Raw genomic sequence first — 18552 nt, 5'->3', positions numbered from 1 at the left:
CCCCCGGGCCCCGCCGAAACCCTCGTGGACGTCTCCGACACGCCCGGCACCCACCTCTGCTGGAAGGCGGAGCTTCCTGGCGTGAGTGGTCGCTGCACCCCCAGCATCGGGAGCGTGGACGTGGGCTACGAATTCGCCCCCTTCGGGCCCTGAGGGCAAGCAGGCACGCCGCATGGAGGACACTCGCCCCACCGGGCCCCTGGTGGGGGAGTCGAGCCGTCCCTACATCCCTGTGGGATGTGATCTCCCCTGCGCACAGGTCGGAGGGCAGGCAACCCTCCCTGGGGGGCATCCGGAAGAACCTTCGGATCAGGGCCCGGTAAAAACTGCCGGTTTCCGCCCTAAGCATCGAAGCGCCTTCGCGCAACCCACCAGAATCATTGAGGTTGGTCGTTACCTGGCATTGGCACCTGCATTGCTAAAGGTTCTCCCGTCGCAGCAAACGAGCGGAACACATCCCGCCCTCTTCCCCGAGAGACCCCCATGCAGGCTTCCAACTCCTTCTCTTCTGCTGACTCGCTCTCCACGTACCTCTCGGAGATCAACCAGTACCCGCTGCTGAGCCCGCAGGAGGAGCAGGCGCTCTCCCGCAGCTTCCGCGCCGGTGACCTGTCCGCGGGCCACCACCTGGTGACGAGCAACCTGCGCTTCGTGGTGAAGGTGGCGTACGAGTACCGCTCCTACGGCCTGAAGATGTCGGACCTCATCCAGGAGGCGAACATCGGCCTGATGAAGGCCGTGCAGAAGTTCGACCCGGAGAAGGGCATCCGCCTCATCTCCTACGCGGTGTGGTGGATCCGCGCGTACATCCAGAACTACGTGCTGCGCAACTGGAGCCTGGTGAAGCTGGGCACGACGCAGGCGCAGCGCCGGTTGTTCTTCAGCCTGGCCCGCACCCGCCGCGAGCTGGAGAAGCAGGGCGCCGGCGACGGCCACATCGTCAACGCGGAGGAGATCGCCCGCAAGCTGAACGTGAAGCCCACGGAAGTGCGTGAGATGGAGCAGCGCATGGGCGGCCGGGACCTGTCCCTGGACGCGCCGGTGGGTGAGGACGGGGACGCCACGCACCTGGACTTCGTGGAGTCCGAGGCGGCCTCCCACGCGGATGAAGTCGCGGACCGGCAGCAGGCGGGCCTCACCCGCACGCTGGTGCAGCGCGCCCTGACGCGCCTGGACCCGCGCGAGCGCTTCATCATCGAGCAGCGCGTGATGAGCGATTCGGAGATGACGTTGAGCGAGCTGGGCGAGCACTTCGGGTTCTCCCGCGAGCGCGCCCGTCAGTTGGAGATCCGCGCCAAGGACAAGCTGAAGGCGGAGCTGGCGAACCTGATGGCCGAGGCCGGCCTGGACCAGGCGGAACTCGCCGCGTAACGCGCGAGGCGCAACACCTGCGACAGCGATTCGGCCCCGGACCCTCGCGTGGGAAGCGCGAAGGAACGGGGCCGAGTCATGTCCGGTGCTCGTGCGGCGGCACTCCGGCCCCGGACCCTCGCGGAAGGCACGAGGGAACGGGGCCGAGTCAGTCCGGGCTACCGGGGTACGACACCCGGCGAGGACTCGCCACTCTCCGGAGCGGCGGGCGCCGCTGGCTGCGTGCGAGACGTGGCGTCGATGCGCAGCGCCCGCGGCTCACCGCTGTTCGCATCCGTGCGGTACGAGGCCCGCACCTGCGCGCCTTCCTGGATGTCCGCGGCGCTCGCGGCCCGGCCATCCACCCGCACCTGCGTGGTGGGCCCCACCTGGAGCCGCAGTTGGGGCTCTCCGCCCTGGCTGAGCAGCACCTCGCGGGAGCTCGCGCTCAGCACCTCGCCGGAGATCTGCTGGTCCTGCGCGGACGGCTGCGCGTTGGCCACCGGGGCCGCCACGGGGGCGTTCTGGCCCACGACCTCGCGTGACGGCGTCAGCCCCTGCTGGAGCCGGCGTTGGGCGTCCAGGGCGCTCGCCTGGGCCTGCTGGGCCTCGGACTGGGCCTGCTGGGTGCGCGCCTGCGCCTGCTGCTGGCTGGCCTGGGCCTCCTGCGATTCCTTCTGGGCGGTGGCCTGGGCCTCCTGGAGCTCCTGCTGCTTGTGCTGGAGGTCCTCCTGGGCCCGAGCGGCCTCGCGCTGTTGCCGGGAGGCCTCCTTCTGCGCGTCCCGGGCGCTGTCGAAGGCCTCCTCCGAGCGGGCCTGGGCCTGCTCGACCTCCTGCCCTGGCGCGGCCCGGGTGCCTTCCTGTCGGGTGCGATCGCCGTCCTGGCAGGCGGTGCCCACCACCAGTGCCGCGACTCCCGCCGTGAGCCATGTCGTGCGCGATTTCATGGGGTTCTCCTGTCGAAGGGATGACAGGGCAAAGATGGCGAGGGCGCGCGGGGAACCAAGCCATGGGTCCGCGAGCGCCCGATGCCCTGCCCGCTCCACGGCAGGCACTCACTTTGGGGCTACCGCGACCGGAGGAATGGCGATAAGGGGCGCCCCCCCATGCGCGCCTGCGGACTCGACTTCGGAACCAGCAACACCGCCCTGGCCCTGCCGGATGGCACCGTGTTGCCCCTGCAACCCCACACGCCGGAGCCGCGTCTGTTCCGCTCCGTGTTGTTCTTCGCGGAGGAAGAGAAGGAGATCTTCGCGGGCGCGGACGCCATCCAGCGCTACCTGGAGGACAACAACGGGCGGTTCATCCAGTCCGTGAAGTCCTTCCTGCACAGCTCGTCCTTCCGGGCGACGCAGGTGAAGGGGCGCACGTTCACCATCGAGGACCTGGTGGCCATCCTGCTGCGCCGCGTGCGCGAGTCGGCCGGGGCGCACCTGGGCGAGCTGCCGGACGCGGTGGTGATGGGGCGGCCCGCGGTGTTCACGCCGGATCCGGACGCGGACGCACTGGCGGAGAAGCGGCTGCGCAAGGCGGCGGAGCTTGCGGGCTTCACGCACGTGCAGTTCCTCATCGAGCCCATCGCGGCGGCGCTCGCATACGAGGCGCGGCTGACGCGCGACGAGCTGGTGTTGGTGGCGGACTTCGGCGCCGGCACCACGGACCTGACGCTGATGAAGCTGGGGCCGTCACGCCGAGGGAACCTGGACCGCAGGCCGGACGTGGTGGGGTCCACGGGTGTGCGCATCGGTGGTGACCGGTTCGACGCGGAGATCATGCGACACAAGCTGTTGCCGCGCTTCGGGGCGGGGTCCACGTACAAGGTGAAGGGCTTCAGCGAGAAGCGGATGCCCATTCCGCAGCACGTGATGGCGAAGCTGCTGAACTGGCATGAGATGTCGTTCATCCGGGAGAAGTCCACGCAGGAGCTGCTGGAGGTGATGCTCGACACGAGCGACCGGCCGGCGGAGATCGAAGCGCTCTACGACCTGGTGATGGACAACCTGGGCTACCGGCTGTTCCGGTCGATTGAAGCGGCGAAGGTGCGGCTGTCCAGCGAGGACGTGGCGACCATCGACTTCGACGAGGCGCGCATCCGCCTGCACGAGCCCATCACCCGCGCCGAGTTCGACACGGCGAGCGCCACGTTGCTGGATGAACTCTCGCAGTGCACCGAAGGGCTGTTGGCGAAGCATTCGGAGGCCAGGGACATTGACGCCGTGTTCCTGACGGGCGGTTCGTCCCAGATTCCCGCGGTGCGGGAGCTGTACGTGAAGCGCTTCGGTGAGGAGCGCGTGCGCACCGCGGATGCATTCACCTCCGTGGCGGAGGGTCTGGGACGCGCGTCCTCGTGGCTCGCGGGGTGAAGCATGGGTGGGCTCACAGCACGGCGGCGCTGGCTCGCGGCGGGCGCCGCGCTGACGTTGATGACAGCGTGTGTCGGGCCTGCGAGCAGGACCTTCGTCACGGGGCAGATCAGGCCCCGGCAGATCCGCTTCGTGACGATCCGCGAGACGACCCCGGGTGAAGCAGGAGGCCGGCGAGCGGCCTGCATCCACATCCGGATTTCGCGCGAGAACACCGGCGAAGCCATCCTGTGCAGGTTCGGGGTCGAGACGCCTCTTCACAACCACGAGGGCCCCGTCTCCACCGCGCTGGCCCAACGCATCACGGCGGAGCGCATCAACGAGGCTACGTATTCCATCTTCGGCGTCGCCACGATGGAGTCCCCGCTCGGAATGCTTTGCGAGTCATTGAAGGCAGCCCTGCGACCTACGTTCAAGGCGTCCATCGCGGGAGCATTGTTCACGAGCCAGTGTCACGAGAAGACCACTCCCGTGCAATTTGGCGACTACACCCTCTGACGCCGGAGCCTTCAAGCCATGTCCCTCAGTCCGGAAGAACTGCTGGTCATCGCCAGACAGTATTGGCCGGCGCCAGGAACAGAAGCCTCCGAGGAGAACGGCCCTGAACACGCACGTCGTGCCCTGCGCTGGAACGAGGCCCTCCGCGACAACGAACGGTGGAACGACTTCCTCAAGGACCTCCGAGGCTTGTTCCCAGGCTTCAGCGTGGGAGACGGCACCTCGACGTCACAGGCGTGCTTCACGTGCGTCCTCTTTCCCGCGAAGGGATATCCCATCCCGCCCGTGCCCTGGGCTGTCGTGGGAAGCATGAGCATCCTGGCGCCTGTCTTCACCGTGTACGGCATCACGTTCGCATATGAGGGTAGCAAGCGCAGCGAAGCGCGAATCCACGTGGGTCCCATGCCTGATGCGATGGCCGAAACAGCAGCCCGTGTCGCCCAGGAACTGGAAGCACGCTTCAAGGTTCGCGCTCTGCCCGAGGAAGTGGCGGCAACCCCCGCGCCCGTCGTCGTGGAGGGGAAGAAGCCGCCCCATACGACTTTGTTCGACGCGCTCTTCACCAGCGAGCCCGACAACGTCCTGTGACGGGGGGGACCTTCGGACCTCAGGGCCCCACATCCACCGTGCGGATGGCCCAGTCCACGCCGCCCCGTCCGTCTCGCGCCACCACCCAGAGGGTGATTCGCTCCGGCGTCATGGACGTCTGGTAGGTCGTCGTCGGGTCGCCGGGCTTGCCATCCACCGGCTCCAACGAACGGAACGAGTTCACCTCGCCATCCCCCGTCGCGAACCAACTGTAGAAGACCTGCTCCGTCTTCGTCCCGTCCGCCGTGGAGTAGGCCTCCTCGCTGCCCTCCGCCAACACCGGCCTGAACGTCACCTCCGAGTCCAGCGGCAGCGGCCCCACCAGCGGCTCCTCGGCCCACAGCACGTCCTGCATCACCGGGTTCAGGTTCGGCGTCCCGGTCGAGCGCAGCGTGATGCGCCGCACCCCTCGCTCCACGCCCTCCGGCGTCCCGCTGCCGTCCGTCGCCTCGTACCCCACGAACAGCGGCAACCCCGTCTCCAGCACCGCGCGCACCGTCGGGTCGTTGAAGTCGAACCCGCCCCCGCTCCCTCCGCCCGTGCTGCCCGTCGCCGCCTGGAACGCCGCGATGAGCAGCGCCTGCACCGCCGGGTCGCTCAATGACAACACCCCGTCCTGCAACGCGACACCGTTCGCGCCCGGACAGCCCGTGTCCCCGTAGGGATTCACATCCGGCCGGCACAGCGCGTACGTCACCGTCACCGGACGTCCGTCCGGCGTCACCGCCAGCGCGTTGAACGTCACCGGCGGCGGCAGGGTGGACGCGTTCGGATCCAACGCCAGCTCCGCGGGCTCCGCCTTGATGGCCAGCACGCGCACGCGGCGAATCTCACTCTGCAATTCGAAGTCGGGACCGCACGCGCTCAACACCAGCAGGGCGGCACACAACAGGACGGGAGTGCGCATGGCGTCAGAAGCTCCCCTTGGCGCCGAGGATGGGCAGGATGGGCAGGCCCTTGAAGAACTCGCGCTGAGAGTAATTGTAGTTGTAGGCCACGCCTTCGACGGACTGGTTGTTGTAGGCGTTCGTCAGGTCCAGGTAGATGTCCAGGTTCCACGTGTCGAAGATGATGTTCTTGTCCACGCGGATGTCCAACTGGTTGAACGACGGCAGCCGCTGCGAATTGACCGCGCCGTAGTACGGGATGAACACGTCCGTCGTGTCGTCACGCCGCGCCCCCTCCACCGGCGTCGTCGGGTTGCCAGACGCCAGGCGGAAGCGCGCGCCCACCTCCCAGCCCTTCGGCAGCTTGTAGCTGGCGATGGCCGTCAGCACGTGCGTCTGGTCGTTGTCGAACAGGCGCCAGCGCGCATCCGGCGCGTCCCGGCGCTCGCTGCGGCTGAGCGTGTACGAAATCCAGCCGAACAGCCGGTCCGTCAGCGCCCGGCGGATCAGCAATTCGAAGCCATAGATGCGCCCCACGCCGCCGTTCTTCAGCACCTCCGGCACCGATTCGCCGTCGCGGATGATGCGCGCGTTGGAGCGCACGATGAGGTCGTCCAGGTCGTTGTAGAAGACCTCGCTGCCCACGAACCACTCGGGCCGCGCCTGCCACTCCGCGCCCACGCTGTACTGGAGCGACCGCTTCGCCCCCAGGTCCGGATTGCCGAACCCCGGCGACGGCTCATCCTGCACCGGCGGGCTGTGGTAGACGCCCGCGCCGCCCTTCAACGTCAGCGTCTCCGTGAGCGCGTAGCGCACCGCCAGCCGAGGGTTCACCGTGCGCTTCACCTCCTGCTGATCCGTGAAGATGTAGCTCTCCGTGCGGATGCCCGGCACCACCAGCAGCTCCTTCACCGGCCGCCACCGCACCTCCGCCCACGCGGACGGGTAGTACTGGGTGAAGTTGCCGTCGATGTTGATGAGCTCCTCCGCCACCAGCGGAGTCGGCGGCTCGCCCTCGCGCGGCGGCTGCTGGATGCTCGCGCGCACCTTCGCCAGGTTCGTCACCACGTCCAGACCGCCGGCCACCGACACCGCGTCGTTGAACGCGTACTCAATCGTGGGCCGCAGGAACAGGTCCGTGGACGCGATGCGCAGGCCGCGCTCGCCAATGGCGAAGTCCAAGAGCGTGTTGCCGATGAGCGCGTGCGTGTCCAACGTCAGCTTGCCCTCGCGGTACTGGTGCCGCAGGCGCAACTGGTTGAACCCCGTCGTCACGTCCAGGCCGCCGTTGACGGAAGGGTCCCCATCCGCCGGCTGGTCCAGGAGCAGCGCCAGCCGGTCGCGCGACGTGAGCCCCTGCAACGTGAAGGTGTGGCGCTTGTTCGGCTTCCACACCAGCTTCGCCTGCGCGTCGTAGTAGCGCGGCGCCACCTGGAGGCTGTCGTCGTCGAACGGCACCGCCTTGAGCACCACGTCGATGTACGAACGCCGGCCGCCAATCGCGAAGCTCAGCGTGTCCGTGATGGGGCCCTCCACCACCGCATTGGATTCAATCAGGCTGATGCCCACCGTGGCGTGCAGCCGGTCCGTGCGCGGATCGCGGCTGCGCACGTTGATGACGCCGCCGGTGATGTCGCCGTAGTACGCGGAGAAGTTGCCGGGCAGGTAGTCCACCGCCTCCAGCAGCTCCGAGTTGTACACGGAGGTGAGTCCACCAAAGTGATACAGGATGGGGATGCGCAGGCCGTCCAGGAAGACGCCGGACTCCTGGGGGCTGGTGCCACGGATGACCAGCGCGCCGCCGTTGAACGCGGGCCGCGCGACGCCCGGCAGGTTCTGCACCACCTTGAGCGTGTCACCCTGCGTGCCCGGGATGCGCTGCACCTCCGCCACCTGGATGGTGGTGCGCGTCACCTCCTTGCGCTCACGGTCGCTTCTCACCACCGTCTCGTACGCGCTGAAGATGCGCCGCTGCACGTAGTAGGTGGCCTGCGTCTCCTGCCCTTGCGCGATGGTCTCCTGCGTGCGGAAGCGGTCGTAGCTGCCCATCACCACCACCACCGGGTGCGTGCCCACCGGGACGCCCCGGAAGGAGAAGCGGCCCTCGCTGTCCGTCACGGTGGCGCGATCCAACTCCGTCAGCACCACCTCCGCGCCGACCAGCGGCTTGCGCGTGCCGCGCTCCAGCGCCTTGCCGCTGAAGTTCACCGGACCCTGCGGCTCCGCGATGCCGCCGTCGGTGGTGGCCTCCGGAGGCGGCTCCGGCGCGCGGAAGACGAACTGGTAGGCGTACTGGATGCGCACCGGAGAAGGGACGTTGTCCACCTCCGCGGGCTCGAACTGGAACTGCTTCACCGCGGCGGTGGCCGCTTCGTCGAAGCCGTTGCCAGCGGGCTGGGTGATTTCGACATTCGTGACGGTGCCCGTCTCCGAGATGTCGATGAACATCACCACCGTGCCCTCCAACTGCTGGGCGGCGGCCTCCGGCGGGTAGGTCGCTTCGACCTGGCGCAAGAGCGCGGGCGGCTTCGTCAGCACGCCGGTGGGAGCGCCAGCATCGCCAGCGGGAATACCTGCGTCCGGGGCCTGTGCGGCAGCCCCGGTCGCAAGCAATAGACAGACGACGCAAGCGAGCGTTTTCATGAAGGGTGCGCGGGTCTCCCGCGCACCCTCCTAGCGCCCTCCGAGGCTGGGGGCGAGCACGATTTCGATGCGCCGGTTCTGGCTCTTATGCTCCGGCGTGTCGTTGGCCACGATGGGCTGGTACTGCCCGTAGCCCGCCGCCGACAGCGACGTCGGGTCCACACCCGAATCCTGCAGCGAGTGCACCACCGCCATCGCGCGCGCCAGGCTCAGCTCCCAGTTGGAGGCGAACTGACCGCCGCCGGTGGGCACGTCGTCCGTGTGGCCTTCCACGCGGATGATGCGGCCCCGCACCGTCTTGAGCGCGTCGGCGATCTTCACCAGCGCCTCCTGCCCTTCCTTGCCCACGCGCGCGGAGCCGGACGCGAAGAGGATCTTGTCCTTCAACTGCACCGTCATCCGGCCCTTCATCTCCGACAGCTCAATCTTCCCGTCGGAGATCTCCTGCTTGAGGCTCTGGGCCAGGTTCTCGTACTCGGAGCTCTTCTTCTCCAGCTCCTCCTTGGCCTGCGCCAGCTTCTTCGTGTTGCGCGCCAGCTCGTCGTTGAGCGCGGCCAACTGCGCGTTCTTCTCCTCCAGGGCGCGGCGCTCGGCCGCGGCGCTGGTGAGGCGGTTCTCGGAGGCGTTGAGGCGCGTCTCCAGCGCGACCTTCTCCTGGTTCAGGGCGGCCTGCTGCTCCTCCAGCGCCTTGATCTTCGCCTCGGCGGCCGTGCGCGCCGCCTTCTCGTCCGTGAGGTTCTTCGTCAGCCCTTCGGCTTCCAGGGCCTTCTCGTTGAACTTGCCCTGCGAGACGCAACCCGTGGAAAGGGCAACCAGGGCAGCCAGAACCAGACGTGTCCGCATATGTGCGATTCCTCCTGACAAGATGTTGGTGGGTCCGAGACTACCGCTCTCGGGCCCAGAACCTAGGAGAAACGCGCATCTACTTTGGGAACCAACTTCCTGGCCTGGAGGCCTACTGGGGGAAGATGGGGTGGGTGTTCAGCCAGGAGCTGAAGAGGGCATCCGCGAAGGGCTTGCCGGGGATGTGGACGCCGCCGGACGCGCCGCCGGAGACGTGGAGTCCGGAGCCGGGCAGGTAGGTGAGGACGAGGTCATCCCCCTTGCGCACATCGTGGAGCGACGAGAGGAGCTTCTCCAGGGACTGGTTGAGGGCGTCCTCGCGCATGGCGGGGTTCTGGCGCAGGCCTTCGCGGAAGCTGCCCACGAGCTGGTCCTTGGTGATGGTGCGCAGGAACCGGAAGTGCAGTCGTTTCAGGCTGTTGGAGGCCACGGCCTGCTTGAAGCAGGTGGGCTCCTCCTCCATGTAGAGGCTCCACACGTAGATGTTGAAGAAGAGCTTCTTCTTCAGCTCCATGTGGGTGAGCGCGAGTGTGCGCCCTTCCACCTGGAGGGAATCCGGCATGTTGACCCCGCCCGCCTGTCCCGCATGGGCGACACCGCCCACCAGCAGGAGCATCCCCAGCGCGAACCCTCGCGCCCCCATTTTCAACGCCGTCCCCTTCATCGCCTTCCCCTTCACCCTCTACCGAGCCGGTGATCGCAACGGTGTGCACTCTCCAAGAAACCGCTACCCGCGCCGATCATTGGTTTGTGCACCATTGGACGGCAAGCCGGACCTTCTGGCAAGGACGTTGGGGGCGCAAGTGACTCCCTGGTTGGGAGGTAAACGGGGTGGTGGCACGGGGCGTCCTACATCCGGTCGCCCCGCCTCGATGTTTCCCGCTGCGTGGCTGGGGCCCGGCTACTGCCGGTCGCTGAGCCGCTGCTGCAACAGCCAGTCGTAGAGGGCCAGGTCCGCGTAGGCGGTGTCCCACGTCGCGCCGTTGTGTCCGCCGTTGGGATAGACGGTGACCGCGCGCATCGCGCTCAAGCCCGCGCCGCACTTCGTGTCCAGCCAGACCTTGATGCTGGTGGAGCGCGACGGCGTGTCCAGCGCGCCATGGAAGGCCCAGATGGGCTGCGGCTTCAGGTCACAGACGTCCGGGCTGTTGGTGGGCGTGGAGGTCAGCGCGATGGGGACGATGGCCGCCAGCGTGTCCGTGTGGAGCATGGCCAGGTCGATGCTGGTATTGGCCCCGCCGCTCAGGCCCGTGAAGTAGATGCGGTCCGCGTCCACGCGGTAGTTCTTCTTCACGTCCTCCAGCATCCCCATCAACGTGGGGATGTTGAACCAACCATTGCCGCTGTTGGTCACCGGCATGCGCTGGTTGGGGGAGATGACGATGGCCTGCATCTGCGCGCGGAAGCTGGCGGAATTGAACTGCTTCGCCAGCCCCTCCGGATTGGCCAGCACCGCGGTGTGGTCCACGGTGAGCGTCGAGCCGCCAATGCCGTGGAGCGCGATGATGAGCGGCCACTGCGTGGTGCGGTCGTCGTTGTAGGCCTCGGGGAGGAACACGGCGGCGTCATAGCGGGGGCCGCGCGCCACGGTCTGCTGTCCGGCGGCGCAGGTGGTGGGGCCCGTGGGCAGCACGGCGTTCGGCGTCCCCATCAGCTTGAGCTCCCGCAGCCGGCAGTACGGCGCGTCCTTGCACACCAGCCGGACCTTCGTGGTGATGACCGGGGTGGTGAACGTCAGCGTCTTCAACGTGCTGTTGAGCGGATTGCCCTCCACCACCGTGCCAGGGAGGGTCTTCCAGCAGCCCCCGTCCCACGCTTGCAGCTCGAAGGCCGTCATCGCGTACGACGCGGTCGTGCTGGTGGACAGGTGCAGCTCCGCGCTCTGCACCGTGTGCGGCCCCTGGAGGTCCACGTCGAAATAGTTGTGCGTCAGGAAGCTGTAGGCCGACTCCCAGCGGGTGGTCAGTGAGCCATCCACCGCGAACGCCGGCACGTAGGTGGTGCTGCTGCTGCCGGCGGAGACGGGCTTGTTGAGCGCGATGTTGGTCACCACGGCCGGGGCCGTCACCGTCACGCTCACGGTGTCGGAAGCCGTGGCCCCGGTGTTGTCGGTGGCGGTGAGCCGGAAGGTGGAGACCCCGGCGGACAGACCGCTCACGCTCAGCGTCGCGGTGTTCGCGCCGCTCAGCGTCGCCGTGGGGCCGCTCACCTGCGTCCAGGCCAGCGAGGCGATGGTCCCGTCCGCGTCGGTCGCGCTCCCGCTCAAGGTGAGGCTGTTCGCGGGCAGGGTGAGCGACGCATCCGGTCCGGCGTTGGCCACCGGAGGAAGGTTCGCGGTGCCACCACTAGGCGAGCCGAAAACCCAGAACTCCTTCACCCGGCAGTTGTCCGCCAGCGGATCCAGACAGGTGAGCCGCACCTTCTTCGCCGTCACCGTCTGGGTGAAGGTCGTGGACACCGCGATGCTCGTGTTGGCGCTCTGGCTGGCGCCAGGGATGAGCTTCCATCCTGTTCCATCGTCGTAGGAGACCTCGTAGTGCTGGATGGGTTTGGTGTCCCGGAAGCCGGTGTAGAGCTCCATCCGGATCAGGTCGAACGTGCCCTGGAGGTCGATGTCAAGCTGCCGCGTCGAGTTGTAGATGCCCGGGCACCAGCGCGAAGCATCGTCGGTGATGTTCCCATCCACCGCGTACGCGGGCTGGAACGGAGACTGGGAGGCGCTGGCCGTGGCCGGCTTGTTGAGCGTGACGTTGAACGGCGCGGTGTCGAGGCCCGCGTGCTGCCCCGTGAACTCAGTGCCGTCTGGCGCGCCACATCCGACGAGCGCCACCGTCACCAGTGCGCCCAGGAGCGATTGAAGCCGTTGCATGGTGCCTCCCTGAAGAAAACGAAAGCCCCATCATGTATTACCTGTTTTACAATTTAAACTCGGTGAAGCAAGACTGCTACGCGGCGGCGGCGAGCAACTGGTCGATGTCCACGGGCTTGCGCAGGTAGGAGCGGGCCGCGAGAACCTCCCGACGGCTGTCGAGCTGCGGGTCGGCGCTCATCACCACCACTGGGATGTGGGCGAAGCGTGTGTCGGCGCGCTGCTCGGCGCGAAACTGGAAGCCATCCTTCACCGGCATCATCAGGTCCAGGAGGATGAGGTCGGGCGAAGGCCGCAGCGTCTCCAGCAGGGCGAGCGCCTGCGCCCCATGCTCCGCGCACACCACCGTGTGCCCTTCGTCTTCCAACAGCTCACGCAGGGACTCGCGGATGTAGAAGTCATCCTCCACCACCAGGATGCAATGCTTCATGCCCGCCCCTCTTCCCGCGTGGTGATCTGCTCATGGGCTCGCGTCCGCGCTGCGTCCCGAGGCAACAGGACCACGAAACACGCGCCCCCGTCAGGGCCGCCCTCCACCGAAATCGTCCCGCCGTGCGCCGCGACGATCTGCTTGGAGATGAAGAGCCCCAGCCCCAGCCCTCCCGCGTTGCGCGACGCGATTCCCCGGTCGAAGCGGTCGAAGATGCTCGCGCGCTGCGCCTCCGGAACCCCGGGCCCCTGGTCGCGCACCTCCAGGCGGACGTGGTCCCCCTGCTCTTCCAGACGCACTTCCAGCAGCGTACCGGGCGCGTACTTCAGCGCGTTGGTGAGGAGGTTCGTCAGCACCTGCTCCAGGCGGCGCCCATCCCAGACCCCCACGAGCACGGGCGGAGCATCCAGCCGCACCTGACTGCCGGCCTGCGCCAGTTGCTCGGCAAGCCGCTCCAGGAGGTCGGAGGTGAGCTCCGCCAGGTCCATCTCCCGGAAGCCAAGGTCGAGCGTCCCCGTCCGGATGCGCGCCACGTCGAGCAGGTCGTCGACGAGGCTCGTCAGCCGATCCACCTGGATCAACGAGACGCGCAGCACCTTCGCCAGCTTCTCCGGGCTCGGGCTGCGGCCCTCTTCAGGCTTCACGTTCCGCTCGGTCATCTGCAATTGCATGCGAAGGGAGGTGATGGGTGTCTTCAGCTCATGCGAGGCGATGGAGAGGAATTCATCGCGCGCACCCAGCAGCATCTTCAGCTCCCGCTCCGCCTGCTTGATGCGCGAGATGTCCCGAAGCGTGAGGATGCTCTGTGCCGGCTGCGGCCCGATGGCCGGGACGACGTCGGAGTCGACCACCAGGTGCACCCGTCCCGACGCGGAATGCCCGATGGCCTCCAGGTCTCGGACCGGGGTGTCCAGCGCGCGCTCCAACTCCAGCGGTCCTCCGTCCTCATTGACGAGGCGGAAGGCGCGGCCATGCTCCGCGGACTGGAGGTCGGTGGGAAAGCGCCCGTCCGCGAGCCGCTGGGCGGCGCGGTTCGCGAAGGTGAACCGGCGTGAGTCCGGATCGACGAGCAGCGTGGGCGTAGGAAGGCGATCCAACACCGCCTCCAGCCAGTGCTGTTGTTGTTCGAGCTGCTCCGCGTGCGCCTCCTGCTCCGCCGCGCGCAGCCGCATGGCCGCCATGGTGAGCTGCGCCTGCACCCGGGCCAGCAGCTCCCTCGCCGCGAACGGCTTCGTCAGGTAGTCGTCCGCCCCCAACTCCAGCCCGCTCGCCGTGGCCTCCTCCCCCGCGCGAGCGGACAGCAGGATGATGGGCAGCGTGTGCAGGTCTTCGTCCGCCCGGAGCTGGCGCACCAGCTCGATGCCGTCCATCACCGGCATCATCACGTCGGAGAGCACGAGGTCCGGCCTCGACTCGCGCGCCGAACGCAGCGCCTCCGCCCCATTCGGGACCGCCGTCACCTGATAGCGCCGCTCCAGGAGGCGGCGGACATAGTCGCGCATGTCGGCGTTGTCGTCGGCGAGCAGGACGCGCGGACGGGCAACCGGTTCCTCCGGCTGTCGCGATGGCGCCGAGGCAGGAGACCGCGGTCCCCCGTCGTCCAGGGGGAGGGTTTCCGGGGCGGGGTCCACCAGCCACCGGAGCGACTCCTCCACGAACGCCTCCGCGCGCATCGGGTTCGCGGGGGGCTGTTCGCCCTCGGTCGGCGTCTGCTTCCCCCTCCAGAAGGCGTTCCCGAGCGGCACGCGCACGAAGAAGGTGGAGCCCCCTCCAACGACGCTGCGCACCTCCACCGAACCGCCATGCAGCTTCGCCAGGTCCTGCACGAGCGCGAGCCCGATGCCGCTGCCCTCGTGGGTGCGCCCCTTCGCCTCGTGGACCCGGTGGAAGCGCTGGAACACGCGGCCCAGCTCGCTCTTCGGGATGCCAATGCCCGTGTCCTGCACCGACAGCCGCGCGAAGCCGCCCTCGCGCTTCAGCTCCACGCGGATCTCCCCCGCATGGGTGAACTTGAAGGCATTCGACACGAGGTTGAGGACGATCTTCTCCCACATCTCACGGTCGACGAGCACCGGCTCCCCGAGCGGCTCCGCGTCCACCACCAGGCGCATGCCCGCGCGCTCCACGGCGGACCGGTACGCGCTCGCGATGTCGCGGGTGAGCGAGGACAGGTCGGTGGGCTCCACGGTGGCCTGGGCGCGGCCGGCTTCGATGCGGGAGAAATCCAGCAGCGCATTCACCAGCTTGAGCAGCCGCAGCGCGTTGCGGTGCACCACCGCCAGCTCACCCCGCACCTCCTCCGGCAGCGCACCCTGACGCCCGGCCAACAGGTCCTCCACAGGCCCGAGCAACAGCGTGAGCGGCGTGCGGAACTCGTGGCTCACGTTGCTGAAGAAGGCGGTCTTCGCCAGATCGATTTCGGCCAGGGCCTCGGCCCGGCGTCGCTCCGCCTCGTAGGCTCGCGCGTTGCCGAGGGCCGCGCTCGCGGCCCCGCCCAGCATCTCCACGAAGGTCCGGTAGGCCTCATCCAGCGGAAGCCGCTGGCTCGCCCCGACGACGACGAAGCCCAGCGGCGCGGCGACACCGGCCACGCGGACCGGCAGCACGAACGCCGTCCCCAGCGGTTCAGGGTACGGGCCCGCGGAGACGCGACCAAACCGCGCCTCCAGGTCCGTCACCTGCTCCACCCGTCCGCTGCGAGCAGCATGTGCGAGCGGCCAGCCTCCCTCCGTGGCCTCTTCCGCGAGGGAGAGGACTTCGGGTGCGAGCGGCCCTCCCGCCTCGGTTCCACACCTTCCGCGCAGCCGTGCCTGGGTCCCGTCGGGCGTCGTCACATAGAGGAGCGTCAGGGGCAGGTCGAAGGCGTAATCACCCAGCGTCTTGAGGAGCAGGTCGCACGCCTCGTCGAACACCAGGGCCTGCCCCGCGCGGTCGGCCACGTCGCGCAGCGCCCGCGTCCGCCGCTGGGCGAGCATCGTTGCGGTGGTCTCCGTCACCGGGTGGAAGATGCCCACCACCTTGCCGCGCTCGTCGCGGATGGGGCTGGAGGAGAAGGTGAAGAACGTCTCCTCGGGGTAGCCATTGCGCTCGAGGAACATCCGCTGGTTCTCGAGGTAGGACGTCTCACCCGCGAGCGCTCGCTCGAAGGGTTCACCAATGGCGGGCCACGCGGAGGCCCACGTCACGCGGTAGTTCTCCCCCATGGCGCGAGGGTGCACGGCGCCGCAGACCAGCCGGTAGCCATCGTTGTAGATCTGATTGTGGCCATCCCCCCAGATGATGTTGATGGGGAAGTTCGACGCGAGGCAGAGGCTCACGGTCGTGCGCAGGCTCTGCGGCCACGACTCGATGGGGCCCAGCGGGGATTTCGACCAGTCGAGTGATGAGATGAGCGCGGCCATCTCGCCCCCACCGGCAAGCCACTCGAGCATCCTGGGAGGCGTGCTCATTGAGGGAAATGTATACGTACCCGGGTGCGCGCCAACAAGGCTGACGACGCAACGGCACGAGCTTGCGCTGTCGCCCAGTAAACCCTCGTACCTTCGAGGAGGAGCATGGCGCCATCAGGCCGTCAGGAAGCCAGCCAGGCACTCCGGTAACCCACCCGCACTTCCGGCACGGGTTGCCTTGAAGATGACGACCTGAACATCGATTCCAGGTGCGGAATTCAACTCCGAGAGGTCCGCGAGAGGAGGCGTAGACTCTCCGCCCATGAGCGCCTCCGCCCCGCCCCAGGTCCACTTCCGCACCTGCAACCTCTGCGAAGCGATGTGCGGGGTGCGCATCGAAGTGGCCGACGGACGCATCACGTCCATCAAGGGCGATGACGCGGACCCGTTCAGCCGGGGCCACATCTGTCCCAAGGCCGTGGCGCTGCGCGACCTGCACGAGGATCCGGACCGCCTGCGCCACCCCATGAAGCGCACCGCTTCCGGCTGGGAGCGCGTGTCCTGGGAGGACGCATTCAGCGACATCACCCGGCGCCTCCATGCCCTCCAGCAGGAGCACGGCCCCCACACCGTGGGCGCCTACCTGGGCAACCCCAACGTCCACAACCTGGGCGCGATGATGTTCGGCCCCGGCCTGCTTCGCGCGCTGCGCTCGCGCAACCGGTTCTCCGCCACCTCCGTCGACCAGCTCCCCCACCAGCTCGTGGCCCACTTCATGTTCGGCCACCAGTTGCTCGTCCCCATCCCAGACATCGACCGCACCCGGTACATGCTCATGCTGGGCGCCAATCCTCTCGCGTCCAATGGCAGCCTGATGACCACGCCCGATGTCCGAGCCCGCCTCCGCTCCATCCAGGAGCGCGGCGGCAAGGTCGTCGTCATCGACCCGCGCCGCACGGAGACCGCTGGCATCGCCGACCAGCATGTCTTCGTCCGCCCGGGCACCGATGCGCTCGCCCTCTTCTCCCTGCTGAACGTCGTGCTGGAAGGCAATGCCCACCGCATGGGGCGGCTCGCCGCGTTCGTGGACGGCCTGGACACCATCGCGCCCCTCGTCCGCGACTTCCCCGCGGAACGCACGGCCCCACATACCGGCATCGCTCCGGAGGTGCTGCGCGGCATCGCCCGGGACTTCCTCGCGGCGGAGGGCGCTGTCTGCTACGGCCGCGTCGGTGTGTCCACGCAGCCCTTTGGCTCGCTCTGCCAATGGCTCATCAACGTCCTCAACATCGTCACCGGCAACCTGGATCGCGAAGGCGGCGCGCTCTTCACGCAGCCCGCGTTCGACCTCATCGGGGGGCCTCGCGCGCTGGGCGTCAGCCCTGGCAGCCACGGCCGCTGGAAGAGCCGCGTGCGAGGGCTGCCAGAGTCCTCCGGGGAGCTGCCCGTGGCCGTGCTCGCGGAGGAGATCCTCACCCCCGGCGACGGTCGCATCCGCGCCCTCTTCACCGTGGCCGGCAACCCCGTGCTGTCCACGCCCAATGGCACCCAACTGGACACCGCGCTGTCACGGTTGGACCTCATGGTGAGCGTGGATCCGTACCTCAACGAGACCACCCGGCACGCCCACTACATCCTGCCTCCCGCGTCCCTGCTGGAGCGCGGGCACTACGACCTCGTCTTCCATGTGCTCGCCGTGCGCAACACGGCCAAGTACTCACCGCCCGTGTTCGCTCCGGCCCCCGACTCCCGCCAGGACTGGGAGATCCTCCTGGAGCTCCAGCACCGCCTGGAGACCCTGCGCCACGGCCGCACCGCGCGCGCCACCCTCCAATACCAGGCACTCAAGCGCCTGGGGCCGGAGCGCCTGCTCGACCTGGGCCTGCGCATGGGACCGTATGGCTCGCGCTTCCATCCGCTCAAGAAGGACGGCCTGTCGCTCGCGAAGCTTCGCGCCTCGCCCCATGGCATCGACCTGGGCCCCTTGAAGCCCTCCCTCCCTGGCCGCCTCCGCAACCGCTCCAAACGCATCCAACTGGCTCCGGAGCTGCTCGTCGCGGATGTGGCCCGGCTCCGTGCGGCCTTCCCCGACGACGCGGCGCCTCGCGGAGACGAATTGCTGCTCATTGGCCGGCGACACCTTCGCGACAACAATTCCTGGATGCACAACGTGCCGGGACTCGTGAAGGGCCGCCCCCGCTGCACCCTGATGGTGCATCCGGACGATGCTTCGCGCCTGGGCCTCACCGACGGCGTGGAGGCCACCATCCGCTCACGCGTGGGTGAAGTCACCGTCCCCGTGGCCATCACCGCGGATGTCATGCCCGGCGTCGTCAGCCTGCCGCATGGCTACGGCCATCAGCGCTCGGGCATCCGCATGCAGGTGGCGGGCGCGCACGCGGGCGCCAGCATCAACGACCTCACGGATGAGCAGGCCCTGGACGCCGTCAGCGGCAACGCCGCCTTCAGCGGCACACCGGTGCGCGTCACTCCGGCACTACCCCTACCGTCCGACTCCGCCACACCGGCGGTGTAATCACTCCCAACGGGCCCCGCTTCATGGGTTGCTGACGCATCTCGTTGAACCCTGAAGCATGTCCATTGCTCCAGGACAAAGCCTACAAATCATTGTCATCAGGATTTTCCTGGAGACTGGCCGCACTCGGCGTCCCACCGGGATTCCCGCAGCCTG

Annotated in this window: 13 protein-coding genes; 5 read left to right on the top strand and 8 right to left on the bottom strand. The window is 68.2% G+C overall.

Going from position 1 to position 18552, the window contains the following annotated elements:
* Positions 1-483 precede the first annotated feature (483 nt).
* Positions 484-1371 (top strand): RNA polymerase factor sigma-32, encoded by an 888-nt coding sequence (locus D7V88_RS04735; protein WP_120539390.1) that lies wholly within the window; start codon positions 484-486, stop codon positions 1369-1371.
* 158 nt (positions 1372-1529) lie between these two features.
* Here the strand turns inward: D7V88_RS04735 and D7V88_RS04730 are convergent, their stop codons facing one another.
* On the bottom strand, positions 1530-2297 hold the full coding sequence (locus D7V88_RS04730) for a hypothetical protein (protein ID WP_120539389.1): 768 nt from the start codon (positions 2295-2297) through the stop codon (positions 1530-1532).
* 159 nt (positions 2298-2456) lie between these two features.
* Here D7V88_RS04730 and D7V88_RS04725 point away from each other — a divergent pair, with 159 nt between their 5' ends.
* From D7V88_RS04725 to D7V88_RS04715, 3 genes are read left to right on the top strand one after another with little or no spacing between them, the layout of a single operon-like run.
* Positions 2457-3713: an Hsp70 family protein gene (locus D7V88_RS04725; protein ID WP_120539388.1), complete on the top strand. Its 1257-nt coding sequence runs from the start codon at positions 2457-2459 to the stop codon at positions 3711-3713.
* A gap of 3 nt (positions 3714-3716) precedes the next feature.
* Positions 3717-4211, top strand: a complete 495-nt coding sequence (locus tag D7V88_RS04720; protein ID WP_244237982.1) for a hypothetical protein — start codon at positions 3717-3719, stop codon at positions 4209-4211.
* An 18-nt stretch (positions 4212-4229) separates the two neighbouring features.
* Positions 4230-4799 (top strand): hypothetical protein, encoded by a 570-nt coding sequence (locus D7V88_RS04715; RefSeq protein WP_120539387.1) that lies wholly within the window; start codon positions 4230-4232, stop codon positions 4797-4799.
* A gap of 19 nt (positions 4800-4818) precedes the next feature.
* Here the strand turns inward: D7V88_RS04715 and D7V88_RS04710 are convergent, their stop codons facing one another.
* The 7 genes from D7V88_RS04710 to D7V88_RS04680 all read right to left on the bottom strand — a co-directional run bounded on the left by D7V88_RS04710 (position 4819) and on the right by D7V88_RS04680 (position 15902).
* Entirely contained in the window at positions 4819-5706 is an 888-nt protein-coding gene (locus D7V88_RS04710; protein ID WP_120539386.1) for a hypothetical protein, read from the bottom strand.
* Positions 5707-5710: 4 nt separating this feature from the next.
* Positions 5711-8329 carry a TonB-dependent receptor domain-containing protein gene (locus D7V88_RS04705; RefSeq protein WP_120539385.1) on the bottom strand — a complete coding sequence of 873 codons (2619 nt, stop codon included), beginning with the start codon at positions 8327-8329 and terminating at the stop codon, positions 5711-5713.
* Positions 8330-8359: 30 nt separating this feature from the next.
* On the bottom strand, positions 8360-9172 hold the full coding sequence (locus D7V88_RS04700) for an OmpA/MotB family protein (RefSeq protein ID WP_120539384.1): 813 nt from the start codon (positions 9170-9172) through the stop codon (positions 8360-8362).
* A 112-nt stretch (positions 9173-9284) separates the two neighbouring features.
* Positions 9285-9836 (bottom strand): chalcone isomerase family protein, encoded by a 552-nt coding sequence (locus D7V88_RS04695; RefSeq protein ID WP_120539383.1) that lies wholly within the window; start codon positions 9834-9836, stop codon positions 9285-9287.
* A gap of 237 nt (positions 9837-10073) precedes the next feature.
* Positions 10074-12041: a discoidin domain-containing protein gene (locus D7V88_RS04690; RefSeq protein ID WP_120539382.1), complete on the bottom strand. Its 1968-nt coding sequence runs from the start codon at positions 12039-12041 to the stop codon at positions 10074-10076.
* 76 nt (positions 12042-12117) lie between these two features.
* Positions 12118-12471, bottom strand: coding sequence for a response regulator (locus D7V88_RS04685; RefSeq protein ID WP_120539381.1), 354 nt, complete (start codon positions 12469-12471; stop codon positions 12118-12120).
* Positions 12468-15902, bottom strand: coding sequence for an ATP-binding protein (locus D7V88_RS04680; protein ID WP_158624994.1), 3435 nt, complete (start codon positions 15900-15902; stop codon positions 12468-12470). The genes D7V88_RS04685 and D7V88_RS04680 overlap by 4 nt, the downstream gene beginning before the upstream one ends.
* A gap of 280 nt (positions 15903-16182) precedes the next feature.
* Between D7V88_RS04680 and D7V88_RS04675 the strand changes: the two genes are divergently transcribed.
* The gene (locus D7V88_RS04675) at positions 16183-18396 is read left to right on the top strand and encodes a molybdopterin oxidoreductase family protein (protein WP_120539379.1); all 2214 of its coding nucleotides are present in this window, start codon (positions 16183-16185) and stop codon (positions 18394-18396) included.
* Positions 18397-18552: the final 156 nt, after the last annotated feature.

The sequence above is a fragment of the Corallococcus terminator genome (genome assembly GCF_003611635.1).
GTDB lineage: Bacteria > Myxococcota > Myxococcia > Myxococcales > Myxococcaceae > Corallococcus > Corallococcus terminator.
The sequence above is the reverse complement of the archived record's forward strand: the minus strand, read 5'-3'. Positions and strand labels throughout refer to the sequence as shown.